We start from the raw sequence: 25756 nt of genomic DNA on the forward strand, positions 1-25756 counted from the left end.
GTGGAATCAAGCTTACATTCACGTTAAGTACTTCTTTCAGTTATCACTCTTTTTAATAAATCCTCACCGACTGCAACTTTCAGCGTTACAAATTGAAAGTAACTCATTTTATCTATTAAATGGCGATAAAACGGCACTTTTTTATCATTAAATGGTTCGTGTAATAAATACATCAACACAATTTCAGGTTTAATATAGTCTACTTTCCATTTAAGCGAATGATAGTAAATGTACTTTTCAGGAATTCTGACATTGTGGTTAAGTCGAAACAGCCAATGTTCATCGTCCACATCATAAATAATAATATTCATTAACAACACATCTTCATCATAAACTTCTACTGACGACATTTGGTGCAATTGCACATCATTACATGAAAGTGGCTCTCCCTCTTTATTCAAACCATAAATTGTAAAAGTCTTCGGTATGACCCGCAGAACTTTCGACAACTCATTTCGATTCACACAAATGTCGACCTTTTCATCAAAGTAAAGTTGATCATTTAAAAATAAATGCGTGGCCATCTCTCCATGAAATTTAAACGCATGCGGCACTTTATCTATAAGTGTACGTACCAGGTGTTCCATTCTTTCTTTTTTTGATACATCCAACATTTTCACCTCCTCAGAAAACGCTTACAATTGTATTTTATTATACAAGATTAATTGTGTTTTATCAATGAATAAGCAAAAATGATCACAAACGTTATTGAGTATAAATAAAATACCTAGCGATTTTAATAAACTATTGTATTAATAATTATTAAAAAGTCTATTTTAACAACATCTTTATCGTCTATTTGACAAAAAGGTTTTTAGTTTCGACAAATTTAATAAAAAAAATCATTAATATTCTCACTTTTGCGTTGAATTATATCTAATTTCATTGTAAGCTATTAAAAATATCACTCCTACATTCGAATTATAACTATTTTACTTTAAAAATAATTGAATTTCTATTTAATAACAGTTAAAATTTTACATGTGTGGATGTGATATTTTATGCACTTTTAAATGCCATATACTGTTTTTTTGAATTACTTTAAGAATATTCTTTTAAAAGTATAAATTTTTTAATATAATATAACTTAGGGTAATAGGAAAGTTGGAAAAGGAGTGAAATTATGAACAACCATTTTGAGATGGAGACAGAAGCTATCTTCTTTTATGAATCAAATAGAAAGAAAATTATCAGTGAGCTTAAGAAACAACATGGCCTAAAACTGAATGACATTTTGTTTTTATATCACCTGAAAACGACAAATAGTCGTCGTATTTCATTACACAAAGTCAAACAATCAATTGATTTTAGTTTAATGGAGATACATAAATCGTTAACGGCCTTAACAGAAAAAAATATCATTGGTAAAGAACGTTCGACAGAGGATGAAAGAAAAGTGTTCATTACAATTGATGATGCACAAGCAGAAAATATGCAACAACTGCTAGATAATTTCAATCAAATTCAAAAAGACATTTTACAATAATTGGCGCCCCTTTGAATTGATATAATCGACATTACAGATATCATCCCCATGGTATCTGTCTTTTTATAGCGCATTGTTATTTTTTGCGTCTATGTGGTATACAGTGATATAACCACTATCATTTGAACGTGGTTGTGACAATGAACTATAGCAAAAATGAATCAGTCTAGTCTGTAATTAAAGGGCGAACTTTAATTACAGACTGACTTGAAATGCCATCTTAGATTCCTGCGACATTTGTTTTGAGTCAGCTTTCCTATGTCTTCAGGCAACCTACTTGCGATATCCTACACCAAGAATCCCTTCATAATGCACAAAATTAGACATTCATGAATAATTAACATATGATAAAGACTAACTATATCCTTTCGTCTGTTAACCGCATATGCGATTGGCATGGGACGCGTTTTAAACTATAGGAAGGAGGATACATATATGTCATTATTATTATGGTTTTTGATTTGCGTACTTTTTATTTTAGTTTTATTAGCATTACTGCGTTTAAAGTTTTACCAACATAAACTTGATGTAGAAGCTTATACAAAAACGCAATTGCTTAATAAAATTTCAATTTTAAAACAAGAAAGATATCAATCTAAAGACAATCGTGCAGTAACAACGACGTATCATCTTAATTTGAGAAATACGAGACAACTGTTAAATCAATTGTTGGAAGATTTTAAAAGTGAAGATAAGATAAAGGATTTTCGTATCATTACAACGAGTCAGATTGCACCTAAAAATCCATTATTCCCACTCATCTCAGAATTTGATTTTATTATTGTTACAAACGTCGGAATGATTTTAATGAACATTAAATCATTAAAATCAAAAACATTTTATCATTTTAAAGGGCAATTGCCTGCATCAGATGAACATGATTTGAATCGTATTGTAGGTCATTACATTGCGCACCAATATCATACTCAATTTCAATCTGACTTAAAAACGTCGTATACTTTTAATGAAATTATTTCAGAAAACAAAATTACGTATGAATTTCATGAGTATGATCCGTATCAAATTGCTGAAAAGTCGACGCAAAATATTCAGGAAGTTGTTGAATCTTTCATACAAGTCCCTGTATCGACTATTGGTGTCATCTATTGCGTTGATCAACGTGGCGAACGAATTGATGGAGATGCTCAACCGTTTAGTAATATCTATACAACTGAAAATGAAAAGGATATTCGATTTGCGATTCAAGAACTTGTTGATACGTCTCATACACAACTAGAAAGCGATACAATGCAACAACTGGTTACGGCGTTCGAAAATCATCATGAACCGAAAAAACATCATTAAATAGTCATTACTAAAGCAAAGACACTTTGAGATTGATATTCGTCTCAAAGTGTCTTTTTTTATCGTTCCCAAATGTTCAATTGTTTCTTTTGTGCTTCTTTTTGTGCTTGTTCGATTAAAATACGATATTTATCATTAGGTGGGTAAAACTTAGCTCGTGCTAAACCTTCTTCTGCCAATTTGACATTAAACATTTCATCACCTAACCAAACGTAAGCTAACGTTCGACCATATTTATCTTTTGGTTCACGATCATACTCGAGTCTTACACGTTGATGCGTGAGATGTTTCTTTGTAAAATTCGACGCAGCTTTTCCGTATGGTTGTACTGGCGTATTCGGTTTAACTGTCTCTGGGGTATCCACTCCGATTAAGCGAACACGTTCTTCTTCTCCATCTTTATCAATAATAATCGTATCACCGTCAATAACACGTTTAACGACGTAAGATTCGCCTCTTACATCAGCCGTAGATTTTTTAAATGGCCCATCATTATTGATATATTGAAATGCTAAAACAAAGATTGCAACAATGAGGATCAAAACGCCTGTTGTAAATTTTTTCATAGCTTCTCCTTTTTTTGCATTGATAACACCATCATATCATATGCTATGCTTTCTATAAGCGTCAATTTTACACATCTCTGTCACTGTTCTTTTCAGCCAAAAATGTTATAATCAAAACCATTAGGAGTGAATCATCATGAAGTCTTTTAGCGAAAATCGTCTATCTATGATTATCATTATTATTGCAATTTTAATCGGTTTTGGCTTGCAATACGCATTCAACTTACCTCTGATTGCGGGTGCATTTATCGGGGTGTTACTTGGTGTACTTGTTGGGTTTATCATTCAAATGATTAAATCAAAAACAGGACATCGTGACTCCGACAAATCGTAGTCATACAACAAGGTGAATCGTAACAAATTGAGCCAAAAATACAGGGAGTGACGGTAATCGTCCACTCCCTTTTTGTTAGCAAATATGATGTTCTTAAATCAAGTCTTCAAAAAACAAAGGTTAGGATAACCTCCGAGCCCCATGAGCTACTTCAATAAAATATATGCCGCAAAAATTAATGCTGCCACACCTATTACATAATTCAATACTGTTCTTATACGCATTTTTGTCAAATTTGTCATAAACTTATTCTCCTTTTCCATCAAATCTTTACAAGTTATTTATTTCTTTTTCTTAAATAGGCTACTACTAAAAAGATGATACTCCAAATTGCGATGTCTTTTACCCTTTCTTTGAGAGCCTTTGTAGTTAGTTTTATCTTTATGTTCAGTGGACCAATCTTATATTGAAACATCGCGCTCCCCCTCCTTCATACGTTAATTGTTAAATATAATATAGCACTTTTCTATTTAAAGCGCGATTTAATGTACGTTAAATATCTTGTTGTATATAGCTGTTCTGTTTTTTCGCACAATCTTTTTTGTATTACAATTTTTTGTCTTTTTCGAAAATACACTTGATATAAACTGTAAAAACAATTTATAATTAAAATATTAAATTGGGGATTTGTTGATTAAGATTTAGTGGATTTTAGCGAAACAAAATGAAAATTTTTAGGAGGCTAAAATGCATGAATAAACAAACAAAGTGGAATCAAAATTGGAAAAATGGGTTAACAATTGTATTTGTTTTAACGCTTGTAGCTCTTGCAGTTACAATTTTTACGAAGCCAGAAAATGTTAGCGCAACTACGGAAAAGCCAACAGAACCATCATCTAAAGTCGCTAAACCAGGTACAACAGCAAAATTTCCTGTAGAACTTGTTAAAGCAGTCGATGGTGACACGGCAAAATTGAAATATGAAGGCAAGACTGAAACATTTCGCTTTTTATTAATCGATACGCCTGAAACAAAACATCCACGTGTTGGCAAGCAACCATTCGGTCAAGAAGCGTCAGACAGAACGGCTGAATTACTTAAAAATGCAAATAAAATAGAAGTTGAATTTGATGTAGGTCAAAAGCAAGACAAATATCATCGTTATTTAGCTTATATTTATGTCGATGGGAAAATGGTTAATGACATTTTAGTGAAGGAAGGCCTCGCTAAAGTCGGTTATGTTTATCCACCGAATACGAGATATTTAGCGAAATTAGAGAAATCACAGAAAGCAGCACAAAAAGCGAAATTAGGTATATGGAGCTTGAATTCTGCTTTTGAAGATGAATCAGAAAGTGTGCAAAAACTCGCATCATAATATGTTACAGAATAAAGTGAGTCGGTAAACATAACATCAATATTTTTGATAAGGTGTATCAGATAATCACCGTGCACTTAGTAACGAACATAACTGTAACAAAAATCATTTTACTGATGAAGTGAATCTATAAGTAAGTTAGTGATAAGGCTGGAACGTTAAATTGTTCCAGCCTATTTTTTACGCATAATCATATTCTTTAATGTCAATTCCCTCATCGCCATACCCATTTTTTATCATTCTCCATGTAACCACACCTTATTCCTGTTTAAATGAATCATCAGAAAAGCTTTCAGTCCCTTTCTTACTTGCGATTAACTTTTTCAGTAATTGTTCAATGTCGCCTTTAAAAATTTGTAATTGCTGATTATCCGAATACTGTTTATTTTCATGTGGCGGATTGAACCATATTGCAGACATGCCTACATTTAATCCTCCTTGTACATCATTTGTCCATGAATCCCCTACCATGAGTGTTTCTTCTGGTCGAATATTTAAAATATCAATCACCTTTAAAAATGCTTGAGGTGCTGGTTTTTCAACTCCTAATGCTTCAGAGATAAAAATATTGTCTTTAAATATCTCATTAAGTTGTAAGTTATTTATTTTTGTCTTTTGTTCAATTAACTTACCGTTTGTGAGAAGCGCAATTTCAACATGTGCTTTTAATTCGTTGAGCAATGTGTTCATCTTTTCATTCACCGTGATTTTGGATAATAGTAAACTGAAAAAACGCTCAAAATAGGCCTGTGCTTCTTCATGCGTGACGTCTATATCATAATGCTTTAATGTTTTAATCAATCTTAGTCGTCTTAATTCATCTAAACTGATATGCCCAGAATCATGTTGTTTCCAAAAATGTTGATCATATTTTTGATATAGTGGCAAAAATTGATCATAATCAATATCTTTAAAGCGTTCATCAGTTTCGAAAGTGGCTCGATTTGCTTCTTGCCATAATGCATCAAATGGGTACAATGTGTTATCTAAATCAAAAATAACAAGCTTAAATGATTGTGACATCGTTCGACTCCTTAATTTCATCGTATTTTTAATACATTATAAACAAACAATTTCGAAAACAGCAAATCACATTTTCGCCTAATATCATGCGATAAGTTCTGATTCTGAAAAACAATTTTCTTTAATGTTTTGTCTCACTCTTTAAAAGGCTATACTGATATTTTCAAAAATATGATTGCATGATATATCAAATTTCGAATGGACATAGGATATTCTGAGATTTGTAAAATAAAAAACGAGTCAGAATCACTCCAACCCGTTTTTTGAATTTCATATTCTCTTATTCTGCAACTTTACTTTTTGATTTGCGATTCAAAATAAGTAAAATCAATGTACAAAGACTTCCAAGAAAAGCAACGACAATACCAATTCCAAAAATCATACGATACGCTTCAACAACGTTATCTTGATGTGCATCAAGTAACTTTCCGTTCATTGTATAGACCCAAAATATTGGTGCATAGGCTGCAAATGAACCGACACTCATTGCAGAGCCAGCGTATTTTTTAGGAATATCAAACTCTGCAATTGGCGCAAGAATAACACTTTTCGCTAAGAATGTCGTAACTGAAAAAGCGATGAGTAGTGCCATACTCACAATAAGACTACCTTTAATCAATACCACGCCAAGTAAAATCAATGACGATAATAATAACGCTGCGAAAATCATTTTAGAAGATGATTTAAACACATAGTCAGAGATGATACCCGCAGATATACCCATCAACACACCCATTAAACCTGTGTTAAAAATACCAAAAAGTGCTGTTTGTGTTGTTGATAAGTCAAACGTTTTTTGTAAATATGGAACACTGTAAATCAAAATAATATAGCCCCAATAAATAGACATCGCACTTATTGACGCAAGCCATACTTTTGGTTTCAATAATACATAAAATAATCCTTTTAATGCCTCTAAAGATTTATTACCACTCATTTCAGTTTTTTCTTCTTCATCCATTGCGGCAATACCATTTTTAGGAACATATTTGATAATGAGTAAAATCAATGGAATAATAAGCAAGTTATATGCGAACATACCACCTTTAAATACAACAATACCACTGACTAATGACATGATACCGACAATCAGTAAGTTCATGAGCATCTCTTCTGCACGGCGAACTGATTCTAATAGACCAAATCCCATACCACGCTTGCTTTGGTCTGTGAAAAAGATGACACCGTTCAATACAGCCGGCCAGAAAAACGAGTCCACAATCCCCCAAATAATTGCGATAATTTTCAGTACTTGGAATGTTGGACTAAAGAAGATGATCACTGAAATTGTTAAAAAACGAATCAATAAACCAACAATTAAGATTGATTTGATGGAAAAACGGTTATTAATCCATCCACCTGGAATATAAAAGAATATCGAAATACCAATTAAACCGAAAATAGCACCTAACTCTGCATTACTCACATTCAATACTTCTAATAATAAGTTGTAGAATGTCCCTTTAAAAGCTTCAAAGCTGGAATAGATTAATTGTCCTGCCGTCACAACTGATAAAAATCCAATCAATGTTTTACGGTCTTTAAAATTTAATTTATCAAGTATTTTTTGCATACCGATGATGTTCCTTTCTTTAAGTTGTAAATCCTATGCTTTTTGTAAATGTATTAAATCGTCAGCACAGTCTGTAAATATGCCATCTACGCCCCAATTGAAAAGCGTATTTGCACGATCTTTATCGTTGACCGTCCACACGTTTAATGTATAGCCAGATGATTTAATTTCTTGTACGACATCGCGTGTTAAATTAATGTCCTCTAAATGAACGATGGATGAGCCACAAAAATCGACAATTGTTCGCCAATCTGGATAAAAGGCACAACGTTCAAATAATACAGCTCTTGTATACTGTGGCACATGTTGTTCTGCCAATTTAAGCAGTGCAAAGTTGAAACTTGAAATGAGCACTTCGATGTTAGAATCCAATTGCTTAATCTGCGCTTTAAACAATTGAATCATGCGTTCACTCAAATATGTGCCATTTGGACCAGTTACCCCTTTAAGTTCAATGTTTAGATTCATTTGATAGCGATTCGCAAAGTCAATCAGTTGTTCAAACGTCATGACACGTTCATTTTCAAACTCTGGACCGAACCAAGCGCCTGAAGTGGCATGTTCAATCTTTTCATACAATGTTTCACTTACTTCCCCTGTCGTATCTGTTGTGCGATCTAAGTCATCATCGTGAAAAATAATTAACTTTTCATCTTTTGTAATCGCAACATCGAGTTCGAGCCATTTCACGCCTTCCACTTTTCGAGCTAAATCAAATGCAGCAAATGTATTTTCTGGTGCCTTACTCGACAAACCTCTGTGTGCAAAAATTGTTGTCATAATGGTGCCTGACTACTCAAATGATTATTTTTGTCTGTTTAAACGATGAATTTTCTAACAATTCACGTTTAACATGTACCTCGTGCAACTCTATTGAGGATATGTTTTTGTAACAACAGACTTTTATATTGATTGATATGTCGTTTGAGTAGTTTTCCTTTCTTAGTTTTTACGTCAATGAATTATTCTAATAAGAAACATGCTTCCCTACTTTTTCTCATTATGCTTATTTAATGGCTACTGTGTGGATACGTTATTTGTATGAATGATCGATATCTGCTTAATTTTCCAGCAGCAACTGGAGCTTATTATCAAAGCGATACATCATTTATTTTATTCAAATAGTGACACAATAGAAAATTCATATATTAACAGCATGCATACAACATGATGAGAACGCGTATGAAAAGGTTTCCATTAGACATTTTCAATATTATAATGCGTTAATATAATTATGACAATAGTTTGTCGAAAAATTTTAATGTAAGTGCATCATATTTTTACATAAAGTTAGCTTTTTGTCATTTTTGCAACATAGTAATTAAAATGTAGCGAACAAAAAACACCCGATGACTTTTGAACTTAAAAATCATGAGTGTTAGTCTATCAGTTGATTTAATTTTGTATATGCATGCTGATCAAACGCAGCAAAATGGTGTGTACGTTGAATTATCTTAACCATTCATACCACTTGTACTTTTTATCCCCAATTTTCTCATATTGATCGTGACCGATATATTTATAGCCTAAGTGTTTCAAATGTAAAATACGCGCTACTCTAATTATTTGTGGTAGCAGCCATATTAATACGATTAAACATATTTTGAATATCATCACACATTCCCCTATTCATATATTAATTACGATAAATACAATTGATATTCTTGTTTACTATATCATAAAATCAACACAGTTTAATGACCTAATGTATCTTCTTCAATAATTTAAACTATTCTTCATTTGTGTTAAAATCATATCAATAAGTAATATATAATAAAAATAATTAAAGTGATGTGTTGCATGATGTTCAAAAAAATCATTCCAAATCTTGCTTTCGTTTTTATCCTTCTGGCTCTAGTCGTCAACTTACTTGTCGCTTTCCACTTCATAGAATTTGAGGGGCGCGGTTATGGTCTTTTCGCAATCATCAATATTATCATCGTTTATTTCTATTTTCGGTCCAAAAATAAAGAGATTGAAAAGTAAGGTCGTTAAGTCAAGTCAAAAGCTGAACAGAGTAGAATCATAATTTATGCTTCAATTTATCAAAATACTTTAGGTAATAATCATTTAATCTCCTTTTGTTAACTCAACACATACGACTACATTTTTAGAGGTAAATTGCTGCATAATTAATTATGGATTCAAATATTAAATACTGCTCTTAAGCGTTCTCTTATAAAAATTTTGAAAACACGTGATCCTAAATTATCATCCGAGCCTTCCAATAACTACACTATTTTACCCTTTCTTAATTCCCTCAGTTATATTTCTTTTCAAACAGTTAAAAATTGAAACATGAATTTATTAGCACATTCTCTCCACATAGCTTGTCATGACATCCAAATTGTTATTCTCTCACCTTTACGATGACACATTATCATTATTTTAATTCTTATATTGTACAAAAATTTACAAAAAGTATTGTAGGGCAATGTATATTGTTGTAAATTATTATTAAAGAATCAAAAAGTTGCATTCTCTAAAAATTCATATTTTAAGTTGCCAATTTAAAAATAAAGGCATAGAAGAATAAATACAACACAAGTATATTTTTAAACAATAAGTGTGATCTAATCCGTAATTTCGAGTTGTGTAAAAGTTGTAAAAGATGTGATTTATTTAGAATACTTTAATATTGAAGATTTAGCAGTAATTAAGTTGAGATGGATTACTAAAAAATGCGACTTTGCGACTCGATATTTCGAGCATATCATCAGCTTTAATCCATGTTACATAATGTTTAAAGCACTGATTAAACCGCTTTATGCGTTTAATATCACAATTATTTTAAGGGGGCTTAAAAATGTCAGAAAAGAAAGAACTCAGTAATGAAGAATTGCTAGTAAGGCAACAGCAACAATTTGAAGATTACAAAAAAGAGCAGGCTTCTAAAGCTAAAAAGCGTTGGTTATGGGGCTGCGGAGGTTGTTTAGGTATATTTATCATTTTAGCTATTTTATTCTCTGCCTGTACCGGAGCGTTCGTGAATGAAGTGGATAAAAACTTAAATAATGGTGATTCTGAAATTAAGAAGGATTCAGATGCAACTAATGATCAGACGGCTGCTTTAAATTCCGCTAAAGTTTATGCTGATACAATGCATATGTCTAAACAAGGTATTTTTGATCAATTAACATCTGATGCTGGTGATAAATTTTCAGAAGAAGATGCACAATATGCTATCGATCACTTAAAAGCCGATTATAAAGAAAATGCTTTAAAAGCTGCTAAATCTTATCAAAAAGACCAAAATATGTCCAAAGATGCTATCTATGATCAGTTAATTTCAAATTATGGTGATAAATTTACAGAAGAAGAAGCAAAGTATGCAGTCGATAATTTATAATTTCAGGGGTACTCTTACGTACCCTTAATTATTTGTACGGTATTGAAATGTTTTTATTGTAGTCAATGAAGAAATGTAATACGTATAGAAAATAATCTTCATATGACATACGAGAAAAACGATTTAATAATTAAACACAGTCTTAAACATATAATTAAAATACAGTCTAATTAAAGACAGATAATATGCCCATGTGATGCTTTGAATAAAAATTATTTAAGGAGTTTGAAATATGAAAAAAAGTTTATTTTTATTGATTTCCAGTTTATTACTTTTAGGTGCCTGTGGTAATGATGAGAGTAAAAAGGAAACGACAAAAAAAGAAATTAAATCACCAGAAAAAACAAAAGACGAACTTAAGGAAGAAAAAAACACTAAAGAAAATGAACCTCCCTCAACAGAAGGTCCTGTAACTTCTGAATATAATCAACAGTCTGATAATGTAGCTGTATCTGAACAATCACAGCTGGAATATATTCAACAAACCCCACAATATGATAGTCAACAAATGCCTAAAGAATATACATCACAACAAAATCATCCTGTTCAAGAAAATAAAAAAGCAAAAATCGATTTAAATAGTTTACCTCCAACAGACTTTAGTACAGAAGGAATGTCTGAACAAGCGAAAAAGCAAATTGAAGAACTTACAATACAAAAAGATTTTCAAGGTTTACCACAAGAAGAATATAATGATAGAGTTTCTGAAATCATCAACAACGAGAACCAATGACTTTGGGTAATTCACCGTAACTATATTATTTTACTTTTTTACGAATACAGAATGATTACATTACAAATTTATACACTTGCTAAAGTTCCTTAATTATATACTCTCAAATTAAATAATTAATTTATCTATTACTTTTTAGAGCAGTTACATTTTTACTGTATCCTCATTTAACTGACCTTTATCATTATAATACACCGGTCAGATATAATATAAAAGATATAATAAAAAGTATTGTTCGCCATAAAATATTGTTGTAAATTAGTATTATTGATGAAAAACATTCAGAAATAAGTAGATGAGTGTTTTAAAATTTATAACTTTTAATCACATTGTAAGGGTTAATAGATACTTTCACTAAAGGCATCTCATTTAACCACGAGATGCCGTTTTTAGACGTAGAATTAAGTTTTATAATATATAGTAATGTGATCGAAAAACAAAAGACTTATATACTAACTTTACGATTATATTATTAAATTAAACCCTTTACTTATAAACGATAAGAAGATTAAAAGCTTTATCTATTTAATCTAGAAATTATAAAGGAGGATATGCACATGTTAACAAAGGAAAACGAAAAGAAGTCTGGATGCTCAGGGTGTTTTGGCTGTTTAGGTATAGTGCTGTTAATAATCTTATTATTTAGTGGATGTAGCGCTTTTTTTGGAGACTCTCATAAGGATAAAGACCATGAAAGCCCAAAAACTGAAGAAAAATCAAAAAAAGAGGAAAAGTCACCAAGCAAAGAAGAAAAAGAAAATACTGAAATTGATAATTCAAAAGCTGATTTAACTGTTGAAAAAGTTAATATAGCACCTGAAGATGATACAGTTTACGGAAAATTATCTCAGCCACATAATAATAATAATAGCGTTGTCGTAGTCGATGATGTGACTTATGTCTTAGTCGTAGTCGATGATGTGACTTATGTCTTAGGTGAAAATGATGAAATTTTACAAGCTGAAAAAAGTTTCTCAAAACTACCACTCGATAAAAATTTAGACAAAAACTTTTTGAATGAGCATGCAAAAGATTATATGGCGAAAGACGCTGAGTTTGTGTCTAATATAACAGATACAGAGCAAAAGTATCATTCAAAGTCGTTAAATAAAGACTACTTTGTGACACTAGTTCTTAATGAACATGGCAATGTCAATCAACTAATAGTTTCAAGTCGTCCTTAAAGTAAACACAATTATAAATTTTTACTTTTAAAACCGAATAAAATCATTTATAAGTTTTTTGTTCAATATCAAGTTTAAAATAAGTATATTCAACTGGAATTTTTAAAACCTATTTATATGGCAATTTTTAGACAAACAACAATTGAAACTTAGAGGTTTACTGAAAACATTAGATAATTATGTGACAATTATTTAATAAGATGATAGCTTCTGAAAAAGTATAAAGAACTGTTAATAAAATAATATTATATACACATCGAAGACAAAAACAATCTCCCCATAAAATTTCTTCTTGCAACATCCTAGATCAGTCGAACATACTTAATCATAAACTTGAATTAGAAGCAAGATTCTTTGCAAAAGAGACTATTATTTCATTGTAGGGTTTAATTAACGCATACCATTAAAGTGCGCAAAATGTTTTAGAATCGACTTTATATTTTGAAGTCACAAAAACATTTGTATTAGGTACACTGCAAACTAAATTACGGATGATCTGTAAGTTACGGTGGATACATTTTAAGGTTTGAGCCGTTATCTATATATAAAAACATTTAAGGAGTGGAGATAGTATTATGGCTAATAAAAAGAAAAACTTAGAATTGATTACAGATTCTTTTTTACACAAAAACGAAGAAATAGTTTATTCTATTTTTGGCGCTTATGAAACTAAAACCTTAGGAAACGATACGGTTAAAAACGGTGTTTTAGCAGCAACTGAGGAAAGAATAATATTTTGCGCTAAAAGATTAAGTGGCTATGATTCAGAAATTTTTCATTACAATAAAATAAGTACGTTTGAACTAAGTAAAAAATTAATGGGTAACATAATTACTTTTTATTCAAGTGGTAATAAAGTCTCTATAAAGTGGATTAATGATGACGAGTTAGATGATTTTATTGAATTTGTAAACGAAAAGATAAATGGTAAAGTAACAGGTTCTCAAAATGTATTAGAAACTGAACCCGATAATTCTAGTTTGGATAACGAATTAGAGGCTTTTAAAAAAATCAAAATGTTAAAAGAGTTATTAGATATGGATGCTATAACTCAAGAAGAGTTTGAGGCTAAAAAGAAACAACTATTAAATTTATAATTTTATGGGTAGCATGCCTACCCATTTTTTACGTAATGAATAGAATTTTTTTATCAAAGAGAATATTTCAAATTATAAAAGCGTGGAGTGTCAGCTGAGAGATTTGTGCAGCATGAAATAAGTTATCCTTCCATAAGTTGCCGGTTAAGACCGTATTCTGTACGTCGTAAATCTATAACCTCCAATCTTTACTTGGTATTGAATATTGTTCAGTCCTTCGGTACATTTTCCCTACTATGACTTCTGCTGACTTCTCATCATTCGTTGTTACTACGGTAGAGATACCACTGATGAGACCTCCCGGGGTACGGTGTAACCCCTTTCCACTCATGTCACCGCATCATTTACTATATAGAACTCGGGTAGTATCGGACTTCATCTTGTTTAGCAGATTCATCCATTCCACATAGCCTTAATATGATGTTTCTGTTTGTCAGTGCGAGTGTTTGCGTCCGACTTCCTTCAGATTCCACTTCACAATGGACAACCTAGTCTTTCGCTAACAGTTCCTATTACCAAGCCTATAACGGACTTTCACCGTCAAGATGTTACCCATACCGGGCGCACCAAGCAAAAACCCTCAAAGCGCATTGCTTCAATGGTTCCACGTATTAATATTGCTTCATATACAGTTCAACTTCCAGACACTTTTGTTCTATAGTTGAGGAATAAATATATTACTTTGTATATGCTCTTAAATCTCATCATTTAGAGCATCACTTCTTTTTATTATTGCCAGAAGAAAATAAAAAGGCTCCAAAGAACAGTAAGGGAAAAATAACAAATAATCGAGCATCAAATGTATTTTTTCCAAGAATAACAGGTAAAGATACATAAATAATAAAGGTTATTACCAGAAACACCAAATAAACTATTTTATTAGTACTCATAGCAAATAAACCTACAATACTATAGCGATGAAAGCTCTAGCAACAATATACGCAAACTGTTTGTTAAAACCAAAATTATTAGTCAATCCTGCAGCCATAGCATCCGCTAAATTACCTTCAAAACCTGTTAAAACATCGCAAAATTTATTGATACTTTGATAGTGAAACATAACTAATTTTGTTCCGCTTGTTTTTTCTACCTTAGCAATTAATTTATTCCACGCCTTTTCGCCAAATTTATTTACAGTTGCCTTAATCGCCTTAGCACCTGCTTTAGCAGTTAAAGTAGCTTTCCCTCTTTCAGCAACACCATCTCTATAATTTTTAACTTGAATTTTTAATTTTTCAGCTATACTTGGATCTTTGAAGTCCTTTTTACTATTGTCTATCTCTTTCAATAAAGCATTTGCAATTTCTTTTTTTTGCTTCATTTCTTCATCAATCGCCTTAGTCGTTTCAGCATTAACTTTATTAGAATCCAATATGAGATACACAGGACCTGTCAAAAGCGAAGTAAGAACTGTAGCAGTAACAATTTTACTGATTTTCTTGTTCATTACAAAAACCCCTTAAAAGTTTAAACAATCCCTTAATAAACATCCCATTATAAATATAACACATTAGTACTTTATTCCAATTACTTTAATATGTATAAGTATTAAGGATTTAATACGACATTTACTTTCTTAACACAAAAACAGGAAAGTCGAAATGCCCCCTCAAATATAATACAGTATGACCTTTTTAACGTGTTACTTAACTTCTAACTTACTCCACAAAGCTTTTTTTCTTTCAACAAATTCCCATCTTTATCAGCAATTTTACCAATCTGAAAATTTTCTTCTTGATGAATAACGGGTAGAATACAATTTGAAAACCTTGTGACCGAAAAAATGAATCATAAGGCAAAAGAGAAGTTTGAAAAATTTATTAATGACAGCAACCTTTTCGGATAAGCCTGCACCCATTTTGCACCCAATTCATATAAAAAGTAAAAACTGGGTGCAAAGACAAAAACTTTCAAAGCTTATTGTTTCAATGATTCGAATATTTTTAAGCACCTAATTGAGACCAAATAGAGACCAAAACACTAATTTTATCATACTGGTCTCAATTTGATTTCAAAACAAAAACCCTCAAAGCGCATTGCTTCAAGGGTTCCACTTATTAATATTGCTTCATATACTGTTCAACTTCCCACTCAGACACTTGTGTGCGGTAGTAGTCCCATTCGATTGATTTAGAGTTGATGAATTGGTGATAGATGTGTTCACCTAATGCATCTTTTACGATAGGGTTTTCACGCATTGCTTTTAATGCTGTGTAAAGTGTTGATGGTAAGTCTTCAATACCAACCGCTTCACGTTCTTCACGGTTCATTTCATAGATATTTTGGTTCACTGGTTCTGGTACTTCTAATTTATTTTTAATGCCGTCTAGACCTGCTTGTAAAATTGTTGCTAATGCCATGTATGGGTTCGCTGCTGGGTCTACTGAACGGATTTCTACACGTGTTGATAAGCCACGAGAGCTTGGTACACGAACAAGTGGTGAACGGTTTTTACCACTCCAAGCGATATAACTTGGCGCTTCATAACCTGGTACTAAACGTTTGTATGAGTTCACAAGTGGGTTACATACAGCCGTGTAGCCACGTGCATGTTTCATAATACCTGCGATGAAGTGACAAGCATCTGCTGTTAATTGCATATCGCCATTTTCATCATAGAAGGCATTTTCCTTACCTTTGAATAATGATACGTTAAAGTGCATACCGCTACCGTTCACACCGAATAATGGTTTTGGCATAAATGTTGCGTGTAAATTATGTTTACGTGCAATTGTTTTTACGACTAATTTGAAAGTCTGAATGTTGTCACATGCAGTAACGGCATCTGCATATTTAAAGTCAATTTCGTGTTGGCCTGGCGCTACTTCGTGATGTGATGCTTCGATGTCAAAGCCCATATCTTCTAGTTCTAAAACGATGTCACGACGACAGTTTTCACCTAAGTCTGTTGGAGCTAAGTCAAAATAACCACCGTGATCGTTTAATTCCATTGTTGGTTCGCCTTTTTCATCTAACTTAAATAAGAAAAATTCTGGTTCTGGTCCTAAATTGAAATCTGTATAGCCTAATGATTCCATCTCTTTTAACACACGTTTTAAGTTGCTACGTGGGTCACCTGAGAATGGTTCGTGATCTGTCGTATAGACGTCACAAATTAAGCGTGCAACTTTACCTTGTCCTGCTGTCCATGGGAAAATCACCCAAGTGTCAAGGTCTGGATATAAGTACATGTCTGATTCTTCGATACGTACGAATCCTTCAATTGAAGAACCGTCAAACATCATTTCATTGTCTAAAACTTTTTCTAATTGGCTTACTGGTACTTCCACGTTTTTAATTGTTCCTAAAATATCAGTAAATTGTAGACGTAAGTAGCGTACATTTTCTTCTTTGGCAAAGCGTCTGATATCATCTTTAGTAAAGTGTTGTTTTGGCATTGAAAAATGTCCTCCAGTATAAGTTATTTAAAAAAGCGCGATAAATCTCCACGATTCAATGGTATCGAATCACGTTGCGGTTTTTGCGTCGTATCTACGAGCATTTGTTTTCTTAACCGCTCTTCTTCATCGTTTAGGGAACTCTGGCCGTCCGCTAGCATAATTTGTTTAATCCCTTTCATATTAAAACCTTTTTCTAATAAATGTTTTATCGAAAGTAATGTTTCTAAATCATTGAGCGAAAAGAGCCGTTTGTTCCCTTCTGTGCGCGAAGGTGTTACAAGTTCATGTGTTTCATAATAACGAATTTGCCTCGCGGACAGTTCCGTTAATCGACTGACAACACTCATCGGAAATACAGGCATGTTGCGGCGAATCTTATCGTTATCCATCTCCTACATCTCCTTGACTTTTTGAACTTGACTTAACAATAGCATACCCAAATGGACATTTCAAAAATATGTCAGAAAACCTGACATGAGCCATTACACCCTTGATATAACAACATTTCTGACAATTCAGACCTTTAATTTAACGTGCGACATGGCGTGAAAGTGTAAAATTTATCTATTTTAATGTGATGAGTCCGTCTTCAACTAATTTTTCAACTGCCCGTGTCACTGCAATTTTCACATGTTCATACGTTAAACCGCCTTGAACATACGCTTCATATGGGGGGCGAATCGGTCCATCAGCAGATAATTCAATAGATGATCCTTGTACAAATGTGCCAGCTGCCATAATGACATCGTCTTCATAACCCGGCATATAGCTCGGTTCAGGGCTAAAATGGGCATTAATCGGCGACGCATGTTGGATACTTTGACAAAATTGAATCATTTGTTCTTTCGTGTCAAAAGAAACTGTTTGAATTAAATCCGTACGCTTCACATCATAACGCGGTGAAGTACGCATGTTTACACGTTCTAACAACAGACTCGTAAAAAGTGCCCCTTTTAAACTTTGACTGACAACGTGTGGACTTAAGAAAAAGCCTTGGTACATTTCTTGTAAAGCATAGAGTGACGCACCTGCTTCTTTACCGATACCTGGTGCCGTTAAACGATAGCCACAACGTTCTACTAAATCACGACGTCCGACGATATATCCCCCAATTTTGGCAAGTCCGCCGCCTGGATTTTTAATGAGTGATCCTGCCATCAAATCTGCGCCGACTTCTATAGGTTCTTTTGTCTCAACAAATTCACCGTAACAGTTGTCGACAAATACAATGATTTCAGGATGCTTGGCCTTAATTTGTTGAAGCGCATCCCCGATTTCATCAACGTTAATAGACGGGCGCTGATCATACCCTTTTGAACGTTGTATCGCAATCACTTTTGTCGTATGATCGATCGTTTCTAATACACGTGCGACATCGATTTGACCCGATTTCAATGGAACTTCTTGGTAGTGAATGCCATACTCTTTCAAACTTTCTACACCATTACCGTTAATGCCGATGACTTCTAATAATGTATCGTAAGGACTACCTGTAATGTACATCAAACTGTCACCTGGTTTAAGCGTACTTTGTAAAGCGACTGTAATCGCATGTGTGCCAGAAATGAGCTGTGGTCGTACGAGGGCATCTTCGGCTTTAAATGTCTCAGCATAAACCGCTTCTAAATGATCTCGACCGTAATCGTCATAGCCGTATCCTGTAGAGCCGACAAGATCTGCCTCTGTAATTTTGACTTTATGAAACGCATCGAGGACCCGTGCTTGATTTTCAAATGCACGCGCTTCAATGTCTTTAAAATATGGTGCTAAAGTTGTTTCTACTTCTTCAATAAGTTCGGTTAATTGTGTCATGTTTCCGCTTCTTTCTATTATTTTTGATAACCTTCAATGTGATATTGGTCTGTTGCTTCATCATATTCTAATTTTGTCACTAACGTATGTTGTTTAAGATAATACAATTGTTCAGCATCAGCGCTCGGAATTGCCACTGCATAAAACTCAAATTGCTTTTGAATCACTTGAAACAGTAAATCTTTCACTTTCGAAATATCCGCTTTATTTTTTGAGGATACGAACACAGATGGCGCATCAGCTACAGGTGTTGATGTCCCTTCGTATAAGTCTTTTTTATTAAAGATAACGACTTGTGGAATGTCTTGCATTTCAAGCTCTTGAATAATGTCATTGACTGTATCGTATTGAATTTTATATTCTGCATGGCTCGCATCAACGACATGTATGAGTAAATCAGCTTGGCGTGCTTCTTCTAACGTCGATTTGAAAGCTTCAATCAGCGTTGTCGGTAATTTTTGAATAAAACCAACCGTATCTGAAATGACCATCTCAAACCCATCGTTTATTTTAAGTTGACGCGACTTCGGATCGAGTGTTGCAAAAAGCAAATCTTGTTCATACGTATCAGCTGCAGTTAATGTATTGAACCACGATGATTTACCCGCGTTGGTATAACCAATTAAAGCAACTTGAAATACACGATTTTGTTCCCTTTGATTACGATAACGTTCTCGGTGCGCTTCAACTTCTACTAATTTACGTTTGATTTCATGCATCCGTGTACGAATATGGCGGCGATCTGTCTCAAGCTTCGTTTCACCTGGGCCACGCGTACCGATACCCCCACCGAGACGTGATAAGCTTTTACCATGTCCCATCAAACGAGGTAATAAATAATCTAATTGTGCATATTCAACTTGGAGCTTCCCTTCTTTACTTTTCGCTCTTAACGCAAAGATTTCAAGTATGAGTTGCGTTCGATCAATCACTTTAATACCTAACCGTGCATTTAAGTTTTTAGATTGTGCTGTCGTTAACTCATCATTTGTGACGACGACGTCTATATCATGAAACTCAATAAAATCTTTAATATCTGTTAACTTACCGCTACCGACATAATATTTATGGTCCACTTGATTTTTCTGTTGTGTCCATTGCCCTTTAACATCTAAATCACACGTATAAGCTAACGCGTTTAATTCATTCATCGTACTTTCAAAATCATAATCCGACTGATACAAATCTACCCCAATCAGTACCGCTGTTTCTTTCACTTTTTCAGTAGAGTGAAGTTCTGTTTTACGCATATTATCACCGTTTTCTATTTGACATATCATCACGTATTCTATCATAGTGTGCGAATTAAGACTATACGTGCCGATTGTGCTATATTAGATTTAGAGGTGAAGACGATGCATTTATATGATATAGAAGTCCCAAAAATTGATGGTACAACCTATTCCCTATCACAATATAAAGGTGATGTCTTACTGATTGTGAATACAGCGAGTGAATGTGGTTTAACGCCGCAATTTGAAGGTCTACAAAAACTTTATGACACTTATCGCGACAAAGGATTTACGATTTTAGGTTTTCCAAGCAATCAATTCGGCAAGCAAGAACCTGGTAGTGGTAAAGAAGCAGCGACGAATTGTCAGTTGAATTATGGCGTGACATTCCCGATGCATGAAAAAATCGAAGTGAATGGTGACAATGCTCATCCACTCTATAACTATCTTAAATCACAAAAATCAGGTATCTTCGGCGATAAAATCAAATGGAATTTCACTAAGTTTTTAATCGATCGTGACGGTCAAGTGGTTAAACGCTTTTCACCACAAAAAACACCCGAAAATTTAAAGCAAGATATTGAAAGTTTATTATAGATTTACAAAGTTAAACATCACCCTTTCACGTTAACCACGTTGAAATAGGTGATGTTTTTCAATGTTTAGCGAACTCACTTTTCCTAAAGCTTGCTCAATATTGGAAAAGCGATAAATAGGTCATTCGTTTTGTTCTCTTATCGCGCGCTCATGTTGTTGCCAAAAGGATGTTCTTGACTGATTTCCACAAGTTTAAAAGGATCAACCTGTATTAAAACATCTATGATTGAATTGATTTTGGCAGTATTAAGTTCTTCACATACCTCTCCTTCATCTGTCATAACGTTTTTAGGCCAAACTTGATACTGTATATAGATACTTGGCATGACAGGACCATATAGCCACCCTTGTATTTCATCTTTTTCAAATAAATGTCAGACAAGTGTTCGATGTTGTTCTAGCATAAATCCTATTGTAAAATATAATACCTTTTGAAAATGTATATTCGTCACTGGACATCCAATGACGACCACACTTCTCTATTTGCCGCTTTCTTTATATGCTTGATGATTCATTCCAATTTTTACAACCTTCCATTATATTGTATATCATTATTTTATATATGAAGTTATGTATTGCAAGTGTGTTTTAATGTGTTTCAATCTGCTGGATGTGGTAAAGTTGAAGTAAGTGATCTGAACTTGAGAGGTGAATAAAATGGTAAAATCAGAAGCCATGAAAATTGCAGTGACTGATGGGACGATGATTGAGGCGAGAGTCGATCGTGCTGATTTTGAAGCGGTTGGCATTGTTCATATCTTTCACGGCATGGCAGAACATATGGACCGTTATGTACATTTAGTTGAAAAACTGAATCAACAAGGCTATCACGTGATTCGACATAATCATCGTGGTCATGGTCATGATGTTGACGGGGTTCGTGGTCATTTTGATTCCGTGCAGCAAGTGGTCCAAGACGCTTTTGAAATTCAAAGTACACTGAAGGCTCAATTTGATTCACATTTGCCTCTGATACTCATTGGACATTCGATGGGCTCTATCATTGCACGTCAATTTGTCCAAACTTTTCCACAAGCAACACAAGGATTAGTGTTGAGCGGGACAGGATACTTTTCAACATGGTATTATAGCCTCGTTTTACCTATACTTAAAATTGTTACCCTCATTTGTGGTAAGAAACGTCGAATGCAATGGCTTAACCATATGACGACTGGACGCTTTAACAAAAATTTTAAACCTGCACGTACGACGAGTGATTGGTTAAGTTCTGATAAAGCAGAGGTCGATCAATTTATTCAAGACCCTCACACTGGTTTTCTCGTATCTAACCAGCTCATTTACAGTGTTCTTCATACAATGATGCGTACGTCACGCCTTAAAAATATTGCTAAAATGAATCTCGATTTGCCAATCTTACTCGTTTCAGGAAAAGATGATCCGTTTGGAGGTAATGGGAAAGGCATTCGACGTCTAGGTAAAATTTTAAAAAAGGGCGGAGTCCATCATATTACAGTCCAACTTTATAAAAATAAAAGACATGAAGTTTTATTTGAAAAAGATAAAGAAACCGTATGGCGACATATGTTAGACTGGATGAGTCGACAAATTATTAAAAAGCAAAAAGTAGGTGAATGGGGTGTCAAAAAATAAACCCTTTATCGTAGCAATTGTTGGCCCAACCGCAAGTGGTAAAACGGAACTCGGTGTCGCGCTAGCTAAAGCAATTAATGGAGAAGTCATAAGTGGGGATTCTATGCAAGTTTATCAAGGGATGGACATTGGTACTGCCAAAGTAAGCACAGCTGAAATGGACGGCATCCCCCACCATCTCATTGACATATTAAAACCGGATCAAACATATTCTGCATATGATTTTCAACAACAAGCACAAGATTTAATTACGGATATCACTGCACGTGGTAAAGTACCGATTATTGTTGGAGGAACAGGATTGTATATTCAATCTGTCATATATGATTATCAATTTGATGATGAAACGATCTCACCCGAAACTGAAAAACGGGTTGCACAACAATTGGAAGAACTGAAGTCGTACTCGAATGAAGCATTACATGACTATCTCGGTACATTTGACCCTGATTCACAGCGAGAAATTCATCCAAACAATCGTAAAAGGGTCGAACGTGCCATTACATATTACTTAAGTACAAAAAAAGTTTTAAGTAATCGCAAGAAAAGTACCCAATTGACTGAAAATTATGATACATTATTAATAGGGATAAAAATGTCGCGTGACACCTTATATTCTAGAATAAATAATCGCGTCGACATCATGTTGTCTCATGGTTTATTGGATGAAGTGCAAGAACTTATTGAATTAGGTTATGAATCGTGTCAAAGTATGCAAGCTATCGGTTATAAAGAAATGATACCGGTAATTAAAAATGAAATGCCGTTAGATGAGGCTGTGAGATTATTGAAACAGCATTCACGAAATTATGCAAAAAGACAAATGACTTGGTTTAAAAATAAACTTAATGTTCATTGGTTAGATAGAGAGAAGATGTCACTTACTTCAATGTTATCTGAGCTTAAACCCCTAATAAATAAAAGGAGAAATGAACATGATTGAGAAACGTAACATTCAAGATGAGTACCTAGAAAAATTTAAAAGTGAGGGTAAAGAACTGACGGTATTTTTAACGAATGGTTTCCAATTACGCGGTACAATTGTTGATTTTGACCAATATGTAATTGATATACTCTCTCAGGGGCGTCATCATTTAATTTACAAACATGCAATTAGTACATTTTTAGAAGGTACAAACTAGAAACATGTTAACTGAAGTGGATAAGTCTTGTGTCACTACAATGTCGTTATTGTGAGGGCATTATTCGGCATTATTTGGTGCACAACAAGCACAAATAAGGGAGAAGTGATTCAGATTTTTCCACTTCAATTCTTCATTCATTTCTTCGCGCATATAGGGAAGTCATTACCATTTTAAGAGTATGAATATATGGTGAACGGTTGGTGAGTCCTCTCATCGACCGTTTTCTTTTTATTTTTGGACGAAAAAACGCCTGAGATGATGTCCACCTCAGACGTTTTGTTTCAATTATTTTTCAGCTGGTTGATGTTGACCGTGTCTTGCTTCTTGAATCGCTTCATCTAATTCTTGTTTGTAGACAGCTTTCACGTTAGCATCGTAACCAAGTAAATCAGCTAATACGTCTACAACAGTATCTTTATGACGAAGTACGGTATCAATATCGAAGTATAAAGCACCCGTACGACGCACTAAGAAGTCAGTTGGTTTAACAACTAATTCGTTTTGGATACCATAAACTAATTCAACATAAAGTTCTAATGGTAGACCTGTATTTTGATGTTGTGCTGCTTGTGCAATGGCAAATAGGTCGTCTACGTTTGAGCCATATTTTGTAGCAAGACGACGTGCTAAATCAGTATCTAGGTTCATTGCTTTTGCAGTTGCAACTTTATCTTCAACGAATTGTTCGAAGTTTGCACTACCACCTACATCACCACCAGAAATTGGGATGTGTTTTGTATCTACTTCTTTAAATTTCAGTTTGTACTCTTGTTTAAGTCGTTTTTCTACTAAGTCCACAATTTCTAAAGCCATGTGACGGTAACCTGTTAACTTACCACCTGCAATTGTAAGCAAGCCTGATTTACCTTCCCATACTTCATCTTTACGAGAAATTTCTGAAGGATCTTTACCTTCTTCTAAAATTAATGGACGTACACCTGCCCAAGTTGATTCAATATCTGCATCTGTTACGTTAACAGTTGGGAACATGTAGTTAATCGCATCCACTAAATAATCACGGTCTTCTTGGTTTACAAGTGGTTTTGTTTTGTCGTTGTTGTAGAACGTATCTGTTGTACCAACATACGCTTTACCTTCACGTGGAATCGCAAAGATCATACGACCGTCTTTTTCTGTATCAAAGTACACAGCTTGACGTAATGGGAATTTAGATTGGTCGATAACAACGTGTACCCCTTTAGTTAAACGTAATTGTTTGTTGTTTTTAGAGTAGTCTGCACTACGCACTTCGTCTACCCAAGGACCTGTAGCATTAACAACTTTTTTACCTCTAATTTCGAATGTTTCATTACCTAAACGATCAACGACAGAAACACCATTCACTTTTTCTTTATTGTCGTATAAGAAATTTGTCACTTTCGCATAGTTCATAATATCTGCGCCTTGTTCAGCCGCTTTTTTCATAACTTCAATTGTTAAGCGTGCGTCGTCAGTACGATATTCAACGTAGTAACCGCCACCTTTTAAACCGTCTTGTTTCACAAGTGGTTCTTTAGCAGAAGTTTCTTTTTTGCTCAACATTTTTTTGCGTTCAGATTTTTTAACACCTGCTAAACGGTCGTACATGGCTAAACCGATAGATGTAGAGAATTTACCGAATGTACCACCTTTGTGCATTGGTAATAACATCCATTCAGGTGTTGTCACGTGTGGGCCATTTTCATAAACGATTGCACGTTCTCTTCCTGTTTCAGCAACAACGCCAACTTGGAATTGTTTTAAATAACGAAGACCACCGTGTACTAATTTAGTTGAACGTGAACTTGTACCTTGCGCAAAGTCTTGCATTTCAACTAAAGCGACTTTCATACCTCTAGCAGTCGCATCTAAAGCGATACCTGCACCAGTGATGCCGCCCCCGACAACAATCAGGTCATACGCTTCGTTTTGCATACGTTTTTTAACCGAATCTCGTTTTAAAGTTGATAATCTCATATACTTTCGCCTCCTAATTTCATAAAAAAGAGAG

At 33.9% G+C, this 25756-nt stretch carries 25 protein-coding genes; 12 read left to right on the forward strand and 13 right to left on the reverse strand.

What is annotated here, in order from left to right; genetic code table 11:
- Positions 1–23: 23 nt before the first annotated feature.
- Positions 24–614 (reverse strand): hypothetical protein, encoded by a 591-nt coding sequence (locus tag CCE82_RS02565; RefSeq protein WP_240507146.1) that lies wholly within the window; start codon positions 612–614, stop codon positions 24–26.
- Positions 615–1123: 509 nt separating this feature from the next.
- On the opposite strand from CCE82_RS02565, the gene CCE82_RS02570 reads away from it, so the two are divergent.
- Together CCE82_RS02570 and CCE82_RS02575 are read left to right on the forward strand one after the other, a co-directional pair.
- Entirely contained in the window at positions 1124–1486 is a 363-nt protein-coding gene (locus tag CCE82_RS02570) for a transcriptional regulator, SarA/Rot family (protein ID WP_086427863.1), read from the forward strand.
- Between the two features lie 435 nt (positions 1487–1921).
- Positions 1922–2791, forward strand: a complete 870-nt coding sequence (locus tag CCE82_RS02575) for a hypothetical protein (RefSeq protein WP_086427864.1) — start codon at positions 1922–1924, stop codon at positions 2789–2791.
- A gap of 59 nt (positions 2792–2850) precedes the next feature.
- Here CCE82_RS02575 and nucI read toward each other — a convergent pair whose 3' ends face one another.
- Positions 2851–3357 (reverse strand): thermonuclease NucI, encoded by a 507-nt coding sequence (nucI, locus tag CCE82_RS02580; RefSeq protein WP_086427865.1) that lies wholly within the window; start codon positions 3355–3357, stop codon positions 2851–2853.
- A gap of 136 nt (positions 3358–3493) precedes the next feature.
- On the opposite strand from nucI, the gene CCE82_RS02585 reads away from it, so the two are divergent.
- Positions 3494–3691 (forward strand): hypothetical protein, encoded by a 198-nt coding sequence (locus tag CCE82_RS02585; protein WP_086427866.1) that lies wholly within the window; start codon positions 3494–3496, stop codon positions 3689–3691.
- A gap of 277 nt (positions 3692–3968) precedes the next feature.
- On the opposite strand, the gene CCE82_RS12955 is transcribed toward CCE82_RS02585, so the two are convergent.
- On the reverse strand, positions 3969–4106 hold the full coding sequence (locus CCE82_RS12955) for a hypothetical protein (RefSeq protein WP_159454516.1): 138 nt from the start codon (positions 4104–4106) through the stop codon (positions 3969–3971).
- A 276-nt stretch (positions 4107–4382) separates the two neighbouring features.
- Between CCE82_RS12955 and CCE82_RS02590 the strand changes: the two genes are divergently transcribed.
- Complete coding sequence (locus tag CCE82_RS02590; RefSeq protein ID WP_086427867.1) at positions 4383–5009, forward strand: thermonuclease family protein; 627 nt, start codon at positions 4383–4385, stop codon at positions 5007–5009.
- 258 nt (positions 5010–5267) lie between these two features.
- Here the strand turns inward: CCE82_RS02590 and CCE82_RS02595 are convergent, their stop codons facing one another.
- The 4 genes from CCE82_RS02595 to CCE82_RS13015 all read right to left on the reverse strand — a co-directional run bounded on the left by CCE82_RS02595 (position 5268) and on the right by CCE82_RS13015 (position 9219).
- The gene (locus tag CCE82_RS02595) at positions 5268–6032 is read right to left on the reverse strand and encodes an HAD family hydrolase (protein WP_086427868.1); all 765 of its coding nucleotides are present in this window, start codon (positions 6030–6032) and stop codon (positions 5268–5270) included.
- Positions 6033–6312: 280 nt separating this feature from the next.
- Positions 6313–7605 carry an MFS transporter gene (locus tag CCE82_RS02600; RefSeq protein WP_086427869.1) on the reverse strand — a complete coding sequence of 431 codons (1293 nt, stop codon included), beginning with the start codon at positions 7603–7605 and terminating at the stop codon, positions 6313–6315.
- Positions 7606–7638: 33 nt separating this feature from the next.
- Positions 7639–8385, reverse strand: a complete 747-nt coding sequence (locus CCE82_RS02605) for a glycerophosphodiester phosphodiesterase family protein (RefSeq protein ID WP_086427870.1) — start codon at positions 8383–8385, stop codon at positions 7639–7641.
- 669 nt (positions 8386–9054) lie between these two features.
- A complete protein-coding gene (locus CCE82_RS13015) occupies positions 9055–9219 on the reverse strand; it encodes a hypothetical protein (RefSeq protein ID WP_167370952.1) in 165 nt (54 codons plus the stop codon).
- Between the two features lie 1192 nt (positions 9220–10411).
- Here CCE82_RS13015 and CCE82_RS02615 point away from each other — a divergent pair.
- The 4 genes from CCE82_RS02615 to CCE82_RS02630 all read left to right on the forward strand — a co-directional run bounded on the left by CCE82_RS02615 (position 10412) and on the right by CCE82_RS02630 (position 13968).
- Positions 10412–10954, forward strand: a complete 543-nt coding sequence (locus CCE82_RS02615; RefSeq protein ID WP_086427872.1) for an Ltp family lipoprotein — start codon at positions 10412–10414, stop codon at positions 10952–10954.
- 232 nt (positions 10955–11186) lie between these two features.
- Positions 11187–11687: a hypothetical protein gene (locus tag CCE82_RS02620; RefSeq protein WP_086427873.1), complete on the forward strand. Its 501-nt coding sequence runs from the start codon at positions 11187–11189 to the stop codon at positions 11685–11687.
- Between the two features lie 557 nt (positions 11688–12244).
- Positions 12245–12871: a hypothetical protein gene (locus tag CCE82_RS02625; protein WP_086427874.1), complete on the forward strand. Its 627-nt coding sequence runs from the start codon at positions 12245–12247 to the stop codon at positions 12869–12871.
- Positions 12872–13446: 575 nt separating this feature from the next.
- The gene (locus CCE82_RS02630) at positions 13447–13968 is read left to right on the forward strand and encodes a PH domain-containing protein (RefSeq protein WP_086427875.1); all 522 of its coding nucleotides are present in this window, start codon (positions 13447–13449) and stop codon (positions 13966–13968) included.
- Between the two features lie 901 nt (positions 13969–14869).
- On the opposite strand, the gene CCE82_RS02635 is transcribed toward CCE82_RS02630, so the two are convergent.
- From CCE82_RS02635 to hflX, 5 genes are all read right to left on the reverse strand, one after another.
- Positions 14870–15415, reverse strand: coding sequence for a hypothetical protein (locus CCE82_RS02635; protein WP_086427876.1), 546 nt, complete (start codon positions 15413–15415; stop codon positions 14870–14872).
- 610 nt (positions 15416–16025) lie between these two features.
- Positions 16026–17366, reverse strand: coding sequence for a type I glutamate--ammonia ligase (glnA, locus tag CCE82_RS02645; protein ID WP_086427877.1), 1341 nt, complete (start codon positions 17364–17366; stop codon positions 16026–16028).
- 23 nt (positions 17367–17389) lie between these two features.
- The gene (locus CCE82_RS02650; RefSeq protein WP_086427878.1) at positions 17390–17758 is read right to left on the reverse strand and encodes a MerR family transcriptional regulator; all 369 of its coding nucleotides are present in this window, start codon (positions 17756–17758) and stop codon (positions 17390–17392) included.
- Positions 17759–17933: 175 nt separating this feature from the next.
- Entirely contained in the window at positions 17934–19181 is a 1248-nt protein-coding gene (locus CCE82_RS02655) for a methionine gamma-lyase family protein (RefSeq protein ID WP_086427879.1), read from the reverse strand.
- A gap of 17 nt (positions 19182–19198) precedes the next feature.
- Positions 19199–20431 carry a GTPase HflX gene (gene hflX, locus CCE82_RS02660; RefSeq protein ID WP_086427880.1) on the reverse strand — a complete coding sequence of 411 codons (1233 nt, stop codon included), beginning with the start codon at positions 20429–20431 and terminating at the stop codon, positions 19199–19201.
- 105 nt (positions 20432–20536) lie between these two features.
- On the opposite strand from hflX, the gene CCE82_RS02665 reads away from it, so the two are divergent.
- From CCE82_RS02665 to hfq, 4 genes are all read left to right on the forward strand, one after another.
- Positions 20537–21010 carry a glutathione peroxidase gene (locus tag CCE82_RS02665; RefSeq protein WP_086427881.1) on the forward strand — a complete coding sequence of 158 codons (474 nt, stop codon included), beginning with the start codon at positions 20537–20539 and terminating at the stop codon, positions 21008–21010.
- Between the two features lie 657 nt (positions 21011–21667).
- A complete protein-coding gene (locus CCE82_RS02675; protein WP_086427883.1) occupies positions 21668–22621 on the forward strand; it encodes an alpha/beta fold hydrolase in 954 nt (317 codons plus the stop codon).
- The gene (miaA, locus tag CCE82_RS02680) at positions 22608–23564 is read left to right on the forward strand and encodes a tRNA (adenosine(37)-N6)-dimethylallyltransferase MiaA (protein ID WP_086427884.1); all 957 of its coding nucleotides are present in this window, start codon (positions 22608–22610) and stop codon (positions 23562–23564) included. Before CCE82_RS02675 ends, miaA begins: the two co-directional genes overlap by 14 nt.
- Positions 23557–23763, forward strand: coding sequence for an RNA chaperone Hfq (hfq, locus tag CCE82_RS02685; RefSeq protein WP_019165427.1), 207 nt, complete (start codon positions 23557–23559; stop codon positions 23761–23763). Before miaA ends, hfq begins: the two co-directional genes overlap by 8 nt.
- A gap of 288 nt (positions 23764–24051) precedes the next feature.
- Here hfq and CCE82_RS02690 read toward each other — a convergent pair whose 3' ends face one another.
- On the reverse strand, positions 24052–25722 hold the full coding sequence (locus tag CCE82_RS02690) for a glycerol-3-phosphate dehydrogenase/oxidase (protein WP_086427885.1): 1671 nt from the start codon (positions 25720–25722) through the stop codon (positions 24052–24054).
- Positions 25723–25756: the final 34 nt, after the last annotated feature.

The organism is Staphylococcus cornubiensis (genome assembly GCF_900183575.1).
GTDB lineage: Bacteria > Bacillota > Bacilli > Staphylococcales > Staphylococcaceae > Staphylococcus > Staphylococcus cornubiensis.